We start from the raw sequence: 14113 nt of genomic DNA, 5'->3' as shown, positions 1-14113 counted from the left end.
TTCTCTCAGTCGTCAGTCTGCGGGCGGGAGTTCGTCAGCCTTTGCACGCTCGGTATCGAGGCCGCTTTCCTGAGGCAGGAAACTGTTGATCAGCTTGTATAGCACCACCAGGAACATGAGGCCGCTGCCGACGGGCAGCATGTAGTAGGTGACCCAGATGGTAATGTCGGCACTGCCCTGGACTACCGAGGCCCCCATCTCATACTTGCGCTGGGCCTCGCCAAATGTACGCACAGCCAGGAACCCGAACACGGTCATTGAGCACAGCAGCGAAAGCCGCTCGAGGTTATTCCGCATCCAGGCCGGCATGCGCTCGGTGATCACTTCCACCGAGATATGAGCGTCCTTCTGCTCGGCAAATGCCAGGGGAACAAAGGCCGCTATGGACATGTAGTAGTAGGAGACGATCGTGATCGTACCCGGGATGGGTGAATTGAAAACGTAACGCCCGATGACGTCGAACGTAATGTGGAACATCATCAGGGCGATCGCCAGGCCACCGAGAATGGAGACGACGTTGGTAATTCTGGCGAGCGCTCGGCCTATTGCGTACATGGAGCAACCTCCCGCCCCGAGGGGCGCTATGTTGTTATTGGCAGGCCTTAATCAACAGGCCCGGCGATTCCGCCGCCGGGCCCGGGCTCTCAGAGCCGTTCGATAATGGTAACGTTGGCCATGCCGCCGCCTTCACACATGGTCTGCAGGCCGTAGCGGCCGCCACGATCCTGGAGGGCATGAACCAGGGTCGTCATCAGCTTGGTGCCGGATGCCCCCAGGGGATGGCCCAGGGCAATAGCGCCACCATTCACGTTCATGCGGTCGGGATCGGCGCCGGTCACTTCGAGCCAGGCCAGAGGTACCGGAGCAAAGGCCTCATTGACCTCGAACAGATCGATGTCATTGATGCTCATACCAGCCTTCCTGAGCGCTGCCTGGGTTGCCGGAATCGGGGCTTCCAGCATGATGACGGGATCATGTCCGATCACGCTCATGTGGTGAATCCGCGCCAGGGGTTCAACACCCAGTTTCTTGAGTCCCTTCTCGTTTACGATCATCACCGCGGTGGCGCCATCACAGATCTGGCTGGCCACTGCCGCGTTTATATAGCCTCCCTCCTGAAGGGGCTTGACGCTGGCAATCCCTTCCAGGGTGGCGTCAAAGCGGATACCTTCATCACGCATGTGCATCTCGTCCAGCACGGTACCGTCCTGAAGCCGTGCCTGCAGCGGCAGGATTTCCCTGTCGAATTTCCCCGCCTCAGTGGCCGCAATGGCGCGTTTGTGGCTCTCCAGGGCAAACGCATGGAGATCTTCCGGCTTCTGGCCATACTTCTTGGCAATCATTTCCGCGCCCATGAACTGGCTGAACTCCGGCACATCGGGATAGCGATCACGGATACTCTGACTCATGTAATGCTCGGCGATGCCCGCCTTCTGGGCCAGAGCCACCGTGGAAAACATCGGGGTGCGGCTCATGCTCTCCACACCGGAGGCAATGACAATGTCCTGGAAACCGGACATGACCGCCTGGGCTGCAAAATGAAGCGCCTGCTGGGAACTGCCGCACTGACGGTCTATGGAGGTACCCGGCACCGACTCCGGCAGCTTTGAGGCCAGAACCGCATTGCGGGCAATGTTGGTGGATTGCTCACCAATCTGGCTGACACAGCCCATGATCACGTCGTCGATCAGCGCCGGATCCGCTCCGGCCCGGTCGACCACCTCATTGAGCACCTGTGCGGCCAGATCGGCCGAATGCCAGCCGGACAGGCGACCACCACGGCGACCGCCAGCGGTTCGGGTTGCTGCTACTATATATGCTTCTGCCATGTTGAAATCCTCTTGCCTGCCGGCTCTTGCGGCAGGGATGGTTCAGTAAGCGACCGTGGCGAAACCCAGGTCGCATTCTCGATGTGTCTGCCGGATCATTCTTGCGTTCAGTGATTGCCGCAATCGTCATCCATATCCGGAGCGACAAATTCTGACTGTTCGGACGGCTCAACGGGGCGCCATGCGAATCGCGCCATCCAGGCGAACGCTTTCTCCGTTGAAGTAACCGTTGGTGACCATCACTTCGGTCAGGGAGGCCACTTCCTCGGGCCTGCCGAGCCGCTTCGGGAAAGGCACTGACGCGGACAGGGCGTCTTTGACATTGTCCGGCATTCCCTGCATCAGGGGCGTGTCAAACAGGCCTGGCATGATGGTATTCACTCGCACGCCTTCGCCCATCAGGTCCCGGGCCATGGGCAGGGTCATGCCCACGATCCCGGCCTTGGAAGCGGAGTAGGCCGCCTGACCGATCTGGCCATCCTGGGCCGCCACCGAAGATACATTGATTATGACACCACGCTCGCCGTCCTCGTTGACAGGCTCGAGGGCCAGCATGCCGGCCGCTGACTTGGCGGCACAGCGGAAGCTGCCAATCAGGTTGATCTGAATGAGCTTCTCGAACTCCGACAGAGGGAAGTGCTTGATCTCCCCGGTCTGCCTGGCACGGCTTGCAGTCTTGAATGCATTGCCGGTGCCGGCACAGTTCACCAGGATGCGCTCCTGGCCAATGGCGCCGCGGGCCTTCTCGAATCCGGCGTCCACCGCCTCCTCGGAGGTGACATCCACTTTGCAGAACACACCACCAAGCTCTTCAGCAACGGCCTGGCCGCGTTCCTCGTTGAAATCGAAAATGGCGATTTTGACGCCCGATGCTGCCAGACGGCGGGCCACGGCTTCACCAAGGCCGGATGCTCCACCGGTCACCACCGCGCTGATTGAAGAATCAAGTTTCATAAGGTTTCCTTTTCAGGTGTCATTCTTCTTTTGACGGAAAGTTTCTCAGATTCGTGCGGTATCCCTCGCTGTTTTCAGACCGGGACGCTGTGTCCTCAGGTTAGGCACTGGCAGTGATCACATCATCGTCGTATCCGACGAATTGCCCTGAGCCATCCCTGGTCGACACTGCAAAAGGTTGATCTCCGGAAATTTATGTCGCTGGCTAAGTACTTGCGCCTTATCCGGCAATGCGCTTAGACTGGAAAGCTCAAATTGCAAGCGGATTTGACATAATTCCAATAACCGACGCTCACCCCACAGGTCAAAAAGAGCATCCTGCGCATGTCTTTCGTCGCCTCCAGTCGCGTCCTTATGACCAGCAAGCTGAATCCACCCACGGCCCGGGCCGTGCAGGTGCCACGCGCGTCCGTGGTCGACAAGGTGGTTGGCGCTTCGGCCGCGAGGCTGGTTCTGGTTCGCGCGCCCGCGGGTTTCGGCAAAACCACCGTGATGACCCAGTGCATGAGCCGGATGGAAGAAGCCGGCCAGGTAACGGCCTGGCTGACCCTGGATGAGGCGGATAACGATGTCTCCCGGTTTCTGTGGTATCTCAATGCCGCGGTATCCCGTCTCACCGAGGACGGCCGGGATATACCATCACTTTCGGAATGTGCAGTCATGTCCTCCGGTGACGCCGCGCTGGAGATTGTCGCCCGGCTGTCGGAGCACCAGTCGGCTTTCGCGCTGTACCTGGACGACTTCGAGCGCATCCAGGATTCGGCGGTACTGGGGCTGATCCGGCAAATTGTGGAACACCTGCCCCGCAGAGGGCAATTCGTTATTGGCTCCCGCAACCTTCCGGAGCTGGGTCTCGGCCGGCTGCGCGCCCGGGGTCAGTTGCTGGAAATCGACGCTCACCAGCTGCGCTTTTCCGTTGAGGAGACCACTGATTTCCTGATCTCACGCCGCCAGCTGGCCCTGACCCAGGAAGACCTGCTCAAGATCCACGATCGCACCGAGGGCTGGGTCACCGCCCTTTGGCTGGCATCCCTTGCCCTGGAAGGTCACCATTCACCGGAAACCTTTATTGAACGCTTCTCCGGTGCAGACCAGACCATCGCGGACTACCTGGCCTATGACGTTCTGGAGCTGCAGACGGAATCGGCCAGACAGTTCCTGTTGCGCACCAGCATTTTGCGACACCTTAATCCTTCGTTATGCCAGGCGCTGATGCCCGATGCCGACGCGGACCGGATGCTGAGGCACCTGGCGAGTACCCACACGTTCCTGACACCACTGGAAAACGATGGCAGGAGCTATCGTTACCACAGCCTGTTCTCGGAGTTCCTGAAATCGCAGCTGCAAACGCAATACCCGGAGGAAATTCCCCGGCTGCACCATGCTGCCTCCCGGTGGTACGAACAACAGGCACGGCCGGTACCGGCAATCGACCATGCCCTGGAGGGAGGTGACTTCGGGCGGGCAATGTCCCTGCTGCAGGCCCATGCCGCCAATCTGCTTTCCCAGGGGCGCATGCGGTTGCTGTCCCGCTGGTTCAGCACACTGCCAGCGGAGCAGTTACAACGGGACGAGCACCTGCAGATGATCTGGGTCTGGGCCCTCTGCTTTACCCGGGGGCCCACGGAAGCCCTGGAAATGCTGGAGGAAACCGGTCTTGAGCATTCAGACGATCCCACCATCCGGCCCCATGTAATGGCCATCCGGCCGCTGACCCTGTCGATGATGGACCGCCAGGAAGAAGCCATTGAAATGGGCGAGCGCGGCCTGCCGGAACTGCCCACCTGCCAGCCATTTGCCGATATGGCTCTGGTCAATTCCATGGCCAGCAGCTACTCGGTGATGGGGCTTTACACCAAGGCCCGCCAGCTGCTGGACGGCGCTCGCGACGCTCAGGGCACCCATGCCAGCTCCTTCAACGTGATGTATTCGGAATCGGTGGAAGGCATCATCGACATGCAGGAGGGCCGCCAGCGCCAGGCGGCTGCCCGCTTCCGCCTCGCAGTGGGCGCCACGCGCCAGGCTTCTTCGTTCAGCCAGGCCAATGGCAATGCATGGGCAGGCGTTCTGCATGCTGGAGCCATCTATGAACAGAACCAGCTTGAACTGGCCGCCCGCCTGCTTCACGTCTACGGACCTCTGGCCCGTGACGTCGGCCTGCCCGACCACATGCTGCTCAGCGACATCATGCTGGCCCGGATTGCCTTCACCAAGGGCGAGATCGACCAGGCCTTCCGGGTGCTGACGGAACTGGAGCACCTGGGTTACGTGCGCAACCTGAGCCGTGTGGTGGCCACCACACGGCTGGAGCGCTCACGGCTGTTATTGCTTCAGGGCCGGACGGACTCATCGCGGCAGGAACTGGACCGGGCCGGTGACCGGGAGCTGTGGCAGCGGGTCCAGACCCTGAGAATGCCGGCCAATGATCTGGAATACCTTGAACTGGCCGAAGCCCGCTGGCAGATTCTCGCGGGCGAGCCGGACAAGGCGCTCCAGCTGCTGGACCGGCAACTCCGGGAGGCCAACGATGAGCACCGGTATCGCCGTTACCTTAAACTGAACCTGCTCAAGGCCATGGCCCTGCATCGCAGCACCCGTATACGGGAGACCCTGGAGACCATGAGTGAGGTTCTCAGGGTCGCCTGCTCTGAGGGTTACCTGAGGCTGATCGTTGATGAAGGCCCGGCCGCAGGCAACCTGGTACTGCTGTTCAGCCAGAACCTTCAGGACAGCAGTGACCGGACGGACCCGATCCTGGCCGGCTATATCCAGGGCTTGCTGGAGGCTTTCGGCCCGGACCTCCAGGAGCAGGCCGGCGCCACGGAACCGGAAAACATCCTGCTCGACCCGCTCACCCGAAAAGAGATACGGGTACTGCAGCTGTTGTCCGAGGGGTACTCCAACAGCGCCATGGCGGAGAAGCTGTTCGTGTCCGACAGCACGGTGCGCACCCACCTGCGGAACATCAATTCCAAGCTGAATGCCAGCAGCCGGACCCAGGCGGTGGCCATTGCACGGCGTCTTGGAATTTTTTAGCCGCTGAATCCGCGGAATTACGCGGAAGGAAAGACTGTTTAGCCACGGAAACCACGGAAGAACACGGAAAAAAGATAAAGATAGCCACGGACGACACGGACAAAAACAAAACAAAGATCTTTTTGAGTTTTTTAATTTTTTCGTCCGTGCATGTCCGTGCTGTCCGTGGCTGATTTGGTTTCTTCTTTTTCGGTCTTTTCTTTCCGTGTCCTTCCGTGGTTTCCGTGGCCAACGTCTTTACAGATACCGGCGCTACAGCGACCGGGAGATCACCTCTTTCATGATCTCGTTGGTGCCACCATAAATGCGCTGAATGCGGGCGTCGGTATACATCCGTCCGATCATGTACTCGTTCATGTAGCCGTAACCGCCGAACAGCTGCAGGCATTCGTCCACCACGCGGCACTGGTTGTCGCTTCCCCACATCTTGGCCATGGAGGCCTTGGTGGTATCAAGGCGACCGGCGAGCATGTCTTCCACGCACTCGTCTATAAAGGCCCGACCGACCTTGATGGTGGTGGCCACTTCCGCTAGTTTGAACTTGGTGTTCTGGAACTCGGCAATGGGCTGGCCAAAGGCGGTCCGCTCACGCACGTAGTCCAGGGTGGCATTGTAGGCCCCTTCCATGGCAGCCAGGGCACCAACACCGATGAACAGGCGCTCATAGGGCAGGTCCCCCATCAGCTGGTAGAAACCCTTGCCCTCCACCCCACCGAGCAACTGGCTCTCGTGGACACGAACATCCTCGAAGAACAGCTCCGATGTGTCCTGGGCTTTCAGGCCAATCTTGTCGAGCACCCTGCCCACCTTGTAGCCGGGCTGGTTCTCGGTCTCCACGATCATGATGGACATGCCCTTGGCACGCTGGGAGGTGTCCGTCTTAACCACCACCAATACCACACCCGCGAGGTAGCCATTGGAGATAAAGGTCTTGGAACCGTTGATGACGTAGTGATCGCCATCCTTTTTGGCGTGGGCCCGCACCCCTTGCAGATCCGACCCTGTACCTGGTTCGGTCATGGCGATCGCGCCCACAAGTTCCCCACGGGCCATGCGGGGCAGGTACTTTTCCTTTTGCTCATCGGTGCCGTGGTTCAGAAAATAGTGAGCCACAATACTGTGCACCGAATGATTCAGGCCGGTCAGACCACGTTTCCCCATTTCCTCCGCCACCACGGCCTCATGACGGAAATCACCTCCGGCACCGCCGTATTCTTCCGGTATATCGGTACAGAGGATGCCCATCTCGCCGGCCTTGCGCCAGAGTTCATAGCCAACATGGCCACGCTTACGGGCCTCTTCATCGGCTGGCGCCATTTCCGCCTCGATAAAGCGGCCAACGCTGTCCCGGAACATCGAGATTTCCTCGTCCTGCCAGCGGGGGGTAAGGTCAAGTGACATAGTGGTTTCCTCTGTTCAAGAAATTCGTTTAAAGGCCGTTGATGACGGTGTCCGGAACACCCCATCGGGAAAGAACGTCGGTCACCTCGCTGGTTGGCCTGGAGGGCGCCCGGGGGGGATCCGATGGTGTCCGGCTGAAGCGCGGCGCCGGCGCGGGATGAATCACGCCATCCGTCTCCACAAAGGTATCGCGGGCGCGGTTATGGGGATGCAGGGGCGCTTCATCCCAGTCCAGTACTGGCGCAAAGCAGGCGTCGGTCCCTTCCAGGATTTCACACCACTCATCCCGGGAGCGGGTCCGGAACACGTCCGCAAGCTTCAACTTCAGCAGCGGCCAGCGTTTCGGGTCCATCTGGGGCTCGAAAGCGTCCTGTTCCAGGCCACAGCGCTCCAGCATTTCAGCGTAGAACTTGGGCTCGATGGGACCGACAGCAACGTACTTGCCATCCGCACAGGTATAGACATCGTAAAAATGGGCACCGCCATCGAGCATATTCTCGCCGCGATTATTGCTCCATTGGCCGGCCGCCTTGAAGCCATACATCATCGACGAAAGCAGAGCCGCCCCATCGGTCATCGCAGCATCCACCACCTGTCCCTTACCGGAACTTCTGGCTTCCAGCATTGCCGCCAGCACACCTACCGACAGCAGCATGCCACCGCCACCAAAATCCCCCACCAGATTCAGGGGCACCACCGGCGGCTCGCCGGCACGGCCAATAGCATGGAGCGCCCCGCTGATGGCGATGTAGTTCAGGTCATGGCCGGCGGCACTGGACAGGGGGCCGAACTGGCCCCAACCGGTCATGCGGCCATAGACCAGCGCCGGGTTCCGGGCCATGCACTCGTCAGGGCCCAGGCCCATCTTTTCCATCACGCCCGGACGGAAGCCCTCGATGATTGCATCGGCCTTCGCCGTCATGGCCAGAACGGCTTCGACGCTCTCCGGTTTTTTCAGGTCGAGACAGATGGTCTGGCGGCTGCGGGAGAGGATGTCGAACTTCCAGGCGCCACCCTCACCTGCACCAGGGCGATCAATACGGATAACCTCCGCCCCCATATCCGCCAGCATCATGCCGCAGAACGGAGCCGGGCCCAGCCCGACCATTTCGATGATTCGCACGCCGCTGAGTGGACCTGCCATGTTTCCCCCGGTTTCTTGTTGTTGCAATACGACGGAGCGATCTGAGCCAGCACCCGCTTTGGTTCCAGTTTAGGCGCCCAGCCTCACTGGCCCATCGTCGGAAACGACGAACCGGGCCCGAAAAAACAAAAGCCCGGCATACACCGGGCCTGGAGAGAGGCGGACCAAGACTTCGGCGCCCGGACTGGACGACGATCTCCAGCTACAGACGAAGGCTTTCCAGCTGTTCGCGGATCTCATCGGTAAGGGGCGCAGGCCGATTGGTCTCAAGATCAACGACCACCATGACGCTGTTCGCCATGGCATGCACGCCATGGATGCTGCGGGCACCACCAGTGAGATGAAACGAGGTATTGCCGATGTGACTGACGCCGGTTACCAGTTCGACCGGTTTGGAGCTGGGCCGGTAGTGACCGAAACTGATGTCCAGGGCCGCAATCAGCAGGCCGTAGCCGCCCATGTCGATACTGCGGAGTGTGCCGAAACGGGCCTGCTCCATGTAACGGGCGATCGCGGCCTCGCTGCGTTGGCTGTCGGCGTCGAGATCGGCATAACGAGGTGTCAGCTCACGACTGACCGGAAACCGGGAAAAATCCCCGGCATACTGGTCGTAACGTGCCTCCGGCAGCGGATGGGGCGCGACCTCCGCATCCGCATGGAAACTGCGGTAGACCTCTTCGGGAAGATCCACCTGTTCATGGTTCAGGAAGGCCACCAGCAGGCAGTCCTGGATGCCGACAAGGCTATCGTTCTGATGCAGCTCCGTCCGCAGATGAACCGACGTTCTGTCGCAGCCCAGCACCTCGACCGTGAACTCGATGTCACTGCCGAAAAAGCTCATCTCCCGGAACTGGGTAATGGTACGCAGCGGACGCAGGCGCTCTGCATCCGAGTACCAGGCATCGGGACCAAAACGCTTCACCAGTGCCTGTATCCGAGCCTCGATATGAAGCTGGTAGGCCCGGGAGTTGTTCACGTGACGCCAGGTATCCTGGTCGGTATATCGGGGTGTCAGGGTGCCGCTGAAAACAGCACCGTTTTTCTGTCTGTGACTCATGGCAGGTCGTCTTTTCTCTCAATGTTGAACGCTCTAGCATCCATATTCACGCCTGATTTCGCAACCTACTTCGTCGTAAGCGACGATTGCCAACGACATACCCGGAACCCCAACATAAGGGATCACAGAAAGTCATAACAGAAAGGGGATGCCCGAATGAGAACTAAAGCGGCCACGGTAACTGAAGCCGTGAACACCCGCATGTCCGTGCGGGGCTACAGCGATCAGCCGGTGGACGGCGACGTCATCCGGCGGGTACTGGAAAAGGCCTCACGGGCCCCGTCCGGCGGCAATGTGCAGCCCTGGAAAATTTATGTGGTCGGCGGTGCCGAACTCGAGTCGTTCAAGGCAATCATGGCCAGGCGGGTCACCGAGGCCCCCACCGGCGAAGAGCCGGAATACGATGTGTACCCCAAGGGCCTCAAGGCTCCGTACCGGGACTATCGCTTCCAGGTGGGCGAGGACATGTATGGCCTGCTGAACATCCCCCGGGAAGACAAGGCTGCCCGCCTGGGCTGGTTCGCCCGCAACTATCAGTTCTTCGGCGCGCCACTGGCCCTGTTCTGCTACGTGGATCGCCAGATGGGGCCACCCCAGTGGTCGGACCTGGGCATGTTCCTGCAGACGGTGATGCTGCTGCTACGGGAGGAAGGCCTGGACTCCTGCGCCCAGGAATGCTGGAGCCTCTATCACCGGACCCTGAAGGACTTTCTCGATCCACCGGATGAGCTGATGCTGTTCACTGGCATGGCCATCGGCTACATGGACCCGGAGGAACCGGTCAATCAGCTTCGTGCCCGGCGGGCTCCGCTGGACGAGTTCGTCCGTTTTCGGGGCATCTGAGGCTCACCCCGTCAACGTCACATATTGAACCGACAGCAAGAGGTAACCACACGTGTCTTCCCTTTCATCCGAACTGCAGCAGGTATTCAAGGAGCACGCTGACAAGGCCCGCCCCGTCCGCAAGGCGGCGGTGCTCGGAGCCGGTATCATGGGCGGCGGCATCACCATTACCAGCGCCGCTCACGGGGTACCGGTGCTTATGAAAGACATCGCCGAAGCCCAGCTTGAGCTGGGAATGAACGAAGCCCGGCGCCAGGTGGGCCGGCTGGTGCAGAAGGAGAAAATCACCCCGGAGCAGGCCGAAGAAGTCATGGCCTCCATCGACCCCACCCTGGAATACCTGGGCTTTGACCAGGTGGATGCGGTAATCGAGGCCGTGGTGGAGAACCTGGACCTCAAGCATCGTGTACTGGACGAACTTGAAAATGTCGTCCGGGACGAGGCCATCATTGCCACCAACACCTCCAGCCTGCGCATCGATGACATAGGCCAGCACATGAAGCATCCGGAGCGCTTCGTGGGCATGCATTTTTTCAACCCGGTGCCGGTGATGCCGCTGGTGGAAATCATCCAGGGCACGAAAACCCGTGATGAGGCCGTGTCCACGGCGGTGACCTGGGCCCTGAAAATGGGCAAAACGCCGATAGTGGTCCAGGACTGCCCTGGCTTCCTGGTCAACCGGATCCTCACCGCCTACACCCGGGCATTTCTGGAACTGGTGGCGGAGGGTGTTGACTTCGAACACATCGATAAATCCATGGAGGCCTTCGGCTGGCCCATGGGACCCGCTTATCTTGAGGACGTTATCGGCATTGACACCGGCAGCCACGTCTCGGATGTCATTTCCGCCGGCTACCCGGACCGCATGCCCCACATCGAGAACGACGCCTTCCGGCTGATGAAATCCCGGGACCGCCTGGGCCAGAAAAACGGCAAGGGCTTCTATGACTACACGCCGGATGACAGCGGCAGGCCGCAAAAGCACTCCAGCCCGGAGGCCCACGAACTGATCAGGACCATCCAGCCCAATGGCCGGAAAGAGCTCAGCGTGGAAGAGATCCAGCAACGCATGATGCTGGCAATGATTACCGAATCCGTTCACTGTCTTGAGGACAGGGTGGTCGGCTCCGCCGAGGAACTGGACACAGCCCTGCTGATGGGCGTGGGTTTTCCCCGGGACAAGGGCGGCGCCATCCGCTACGCCGACAGCCTGGGAGCGAAAGCGGTGCTTGCGCAATGCGAACTGTATCGGCACCTGGGTGCCCAATACGAACCCACCGCCACCATCCGCAAGCTGGCGGAAACCGATGGCAGCTTCTACGACGAATTCCCGGCTGGTAACTGACAGGAGGCCCGGCAATGAGCTACGAACATATTCACCTGGCGATTGAGGAGGGCATCGCGACCCTCACCCTGGACCAGCCCAGGACCATGAACGCCATGTCGGTGCCACTGCAGAAAGAGGTACGCAATGCCCTGGCGAATCTCAAAGGAGACAGGGAGGTCAAGGCGCTGATTCTTACCGGAACCGGCAAGGCCTTCTGCTCCGGTGCCGATCTCGGCTCCATGAGCCCGGATTCCGACGGTCCCAGTTTGGGCACCCAGGTAAAGAGCCTGATGGAAGAACTGTCCAACCCCCTGGCCCTGGAGCTGCGGGATCTGCCTTTTCCGGTGGTGTCCGCGGTCAACGGTGCCGCCGCTGGGGCCGGTGCCAGTATCGCCCTGGCGGCGGATATTGTCGTTGCCGGCAAGTCCGCCTACTTCCTGTTTCCCTTCATTCCCAAGCTGGGGATCCTGCCGGACCTGGGGGCCACCTGGATTCTGCCACGCCTGATCGGCCGGGCCCGGGCCATGGCCGTGAGCCTGCTGGGTGAGCGTATCTACGGCCCCGAAGCGGTTGACCAGGGCCTGATCTGGAAGTGCGTGGCGGATGATCAGCTCCAGGCGGAAGTTCTCGCGGTTGCCCGCCGCCTGACCTCCGGCCCCAACCACGCGGCACCGGCACTGCGGGAGGCCTTTGACCAGGCGGAAACCGCCACCCTGGTGCGACAGCTTGCCTACGAAGCTGATCGGCAACAGGAGCTGATCGACAGCCCCACCTTCCAGGAAGGCGTACGGGCGTTCCTGGAAAAGCGCGAACCCAATTTCTGACTGGGGACTGGGGCGTCGCCTCCCCCCGCTCGCCAACAGCAGCGGTGAGGCAGGCGCCAGGAGGAGCATCGTCGTTTCGGACGATGCCCGGCCACCATCCGGGGACTAAGGTGACATTGAAAATAACAACAAGCGAAGGGAACAATCCCTCATGACCCGGAAAATCATCGAAGCCTATCCCCACCAGCTCGGCGGTCACTGCGGCTCCGGCGCCCTGCGGGATCTGCTGCACTGGGCCGGCCTTGGCTGGGAGAGCCTACCCGGCGACGGGTTGCCGGGAGAGGGTCTGGTATTCGGTCTTGGTGGTGGGCTGTCTTTCATGTACACCCGTTATCCCGGGCTGACACCGCCCATGTACGTAGTGGGGCGAAACGCGGACATGGAGCTGAACCTGTGCCGGCGCCTGAACATCGAGACCCGGCGCCAGCAGACCGATGACCCTGAGGAAGCCTGGCGCCTAATAAAAGACGAAATTGATGCCGGCCGTCCGGTGATGGTGTGGTGCGACATTGCTGAACTGCCCTATCTGCGAGTGAGACTGTCCAATACCCGGCATGATGTGGTCGTCATCGGTTACGACGACGACCGCCAGACGGTCCTGGTCGTGGACAACGACCGGGAGGATGTCCAGGAAGTGCCCATGGAGGCTTTCCGGCGGGCGCACGGGTCCAGCGGCTTTCCGGGGCCCAACCGTTTTGCCACGTATCCGATGCGTTTCCCCGCACAGTTGCCGGACCTTCTGACCTGCGCCCGGGACGCAGCGGCCGCAGCCGCCCGGGTGCTGGGCGGGGAGGATGCCCAGCTGTTTGATGTCTCCACTCTGCCCTCCGGCAGCCTGGTGGCCAGCGGCGTTGATGGGGTCAGGACATTCGCCGATGACATCATCACCTGGCCCTACCGTCTGGACCCGGACGAGCTCACCACCGCGGTCCGGACGATACCGGTGTTTGTGGAGAAGGCCGGCACTGGCGGCGGGATGTTCCGGCGCCTGGAGGCCAGCTTCTGCCGGGACGTAGCCCTGGCAACCGGCGATGAAGACTTCGCGGCGGCGGCCGAAACCTGCCAGCGTAGTGCCGATGCCTGGTCGGCCCTGGGCGAAGCTGCCCTGGCGGAGCCCATGGACATCCGTGCCATCAGCGCAGCGGCCCACCAACTACCAGCCCTGGAGGAAGCCCTGCAGGAAGCCCTGGGAAAGGCCGGCCGGGGCAGCCCGGAAAACTGAACCCCTAACCAAACCACCGAGGAACAGGCACATGGCAATCCAGGTCACCGCTGACGAACTGCAGGCATTTATGAGCAGTGAATTTCCCCAGGCAACCATCACCGTGGAGGGGGTCGACGAGCAGGACATCTGGGTCCGCCAGCCTGTGGACGAGTCCCACCTGCGACCCGGCGGCACGGTTTCGGGGCCCACCATGATGGCCACCGCAGACACGGCCGCCTATGTGGTGGTGCTGTCCCGTATCGGCATCGTGCCGCTGGCCGTTACCAGCAACCTGAACATCAACTTCCTGCGCAAGCCGGAGTCCGGCAAGGCTCTGCTTGCCAGGGGTACACTGCTGCACCTCGGCCGCCGTTCGGTGCTGACGGAAGTGAACATCTACTCCGAAGGTCATCTGGAAAAGCCGGTGGCGCACGCGGTGGTCACCTATGCCATCCCGTCGTCCCACACAACCAGATGACAGGAGACCCCGGGAT

General features: G+C 60.9%; 12 protein-coding genes. 6 read left to right on the top strand and 6 right to left on the bottom strand.

Annotated elements, in window-relative coordinates; all coding sequences use genetic code 11:
• Positions 1-12 precede the first annotated feature (12 nt).
• The 3 genes from BM346_RS12580 to BM346_RS12570 form a co-directional block, all read right to left on the bottom strand.
• Positions 13-555, bottom strand: a complete 543-nt coding sequence (locus BM346_RS12580; RefSeq protein WP_092013028.1) for a TRAP transporter small permease — start codon at positions 553-555, stop codon at positions 13-15.
• 89 nt (positions 556-644) lie between these two features.
• On the bottom strand, positions 645-1829 hold the full coding sequence (locus BM346_RS12575; RefSeq protein WP_092013025.1) for an acetyl-CoA C-acetyltransferase: 1185 nt from the start codon (positions 1827-1829) through the stop codon (positions 645-647).
• Positions 1830-1997: 168 nt separating this feature from the next.
• Positions 1998-2783 carry an SDR family NAD(P)-dependent oxidoreductase gene (locus tag BM346_RS12570; RefSeq protein ID WP_092013022.1) on the bottom strand — a complete coding sequence of 262 codons (786 nt, stop codon included), beginning with the start codon at positions 2781-2783 and terminating at the stop codon, positions 1998-2000.
• A 324-nt stretch (positions 2784-3107) separates the two neighbouring features.
• Between BM346_RS12570 and BM346_RS12565 the strand changes: the two genes are divergently transcribed.
• The gene (locus BM346_RS12565) at positions 3108-5819 is read left to right on the top strand and encodes a LuxR C-terminal-related transcriptional regulator (protein WP_092013019.1); all 2712 of its coding nucleotides are present in this window, start codon (positions 3108-3110) and stop codon (positions 5817-5819) included.
• A 252-nt stretch (positions 5820-6071) separates the two neighbouring features.
• Here the strand turns inward: BM346_RS12565 and BM346_RS12560 are convergent, their stop codons facing one another.
• The 3 genes from BM346_RS12560 to BM346_RS12550 all read right to left on the bottom strand — a co-directional run bounded on the left by BM346_RS12560 (position 6072) and on the right by BM346_RS12550 (position 9421).
• Positions 6072-7220 (bottom strand): acyl-CoA dehydrogenase family protein, encoded by a 1149-nt coding sequence (locus BM346_RS12560; RefSeq protein WP_092013016.1) that lies wholly within the window; start codon positions 7218-7220, stop codon positions 6072-6074.
• A gap of 28 nt (positions 7221-7248) precedes the next feature.
• Positions 7249-8364, bottom strand: coding sequence for a CaiB/BaiF CoA transferase family protein (locus BM346_RS12555; RefSeq protein WP_092013013.1), 1116 nt, complete (start codon positions 8362-8364; stop codon positions 7249-7251).
• 202 nt (positions 8365-8566) lie between these two features.
• Entirely contained in the window at positions 8567-9421 is an 855-nt protein-coding gene (locus BM346_RS12550; RefSeq protein WP_092013011.1) for a thioesterase family protein, read from the bottom strand.
• Positions 9422-9577: 156 nt separating this feature from the next.
• On the opposite strand from BM346_RS12550, the gene BM346_RS12545 reads away from it, so the two are divergent.
• The 5 genes from BM346_RS12545 to BM346_RS12525 all read left to right on the top strand — a co-directional run bounded on the left by BM346_RS12545 (position 9578) and on the right by BM346_RS12525 (position 14097).
• Positions 9578-10264: a nitroreductase gene (locus tag BM346_RS12545; protein ID WP_092013008.1), complete on the top strand. Its 687-nt coding sequence runs from the start codon at positions 9578-9580 to the stop codon at positions 10262-10264.
• A 52-nt stretch (positions 10265-10316) separates the two neighbouring features.
• Positions 10317-11609 carry a 3-hydroxyacyl-CoA dehydrogenase NAD-binding domain-containing protein gene (locus BM346_RS12540; RefSeq protein WP_092013007.1) on the top strand — a complete coding sequence of 431 codons (1293 nt, stop codon included), beginning with the start codon at positions 10317-10319 and terminating at the stop codon, positions 11607-11609.
• A 14-nt stretch (positions 11610-11623) separates the two neighbouring features.
• Positions 11624-12415, top strand: coding sequence for an enoyl-CoA hydratase-related protein (locus BM346_RS12535; RefSeq protein ID WP_092013004.1), 792 nt, complete (start codon positions 11624-11626; stop codon positions 12413-12415).
• Positions 12416-12566: 151 nt separating this feature from the next.
• Positions 12567-13637 (top strand): BtrH N-terminal domain-containing protein, encoded by a 1071-nt coding sequence (locus BM346_RS12530; RefSeq protein WP_092013001.1) that lies wholly within the window; start codon positions 12567-12569, stop codon positions 13635-13637.
• Positions 13638-13668: 31 nt separating this feature from the next.
• Positions 13669-14097: a PaaI family thioesterase gene (locus tag BM346_RS12525; RefSeq protein ID WP_174805135.1), complete on the top strand. Its 429-nt coding sequence runs from the start codon at positions 13669-13671 to the stop codon at positions 14095-14097.
• Positions 14098-14113 lie beyond the last annotated feature (16 nt).

Source organism: Marinobacter daqiaonensis (genome assembly GCF_900115285.1).
In the GTDB taxonomy this organism is placed as follows: domain Bacteria; phylum Pseudomonadota; class Gammaproteobacteria; order Pseudomonadales; family Oleiphilaceae; genus Marinobacter; species Marinobacter daqiaonensis.
The sequence above is the reverse complement of the archived record's forward strand: the minus strand, read 5'-3'. Positions and strand labels throughout refer to the sequence as shown.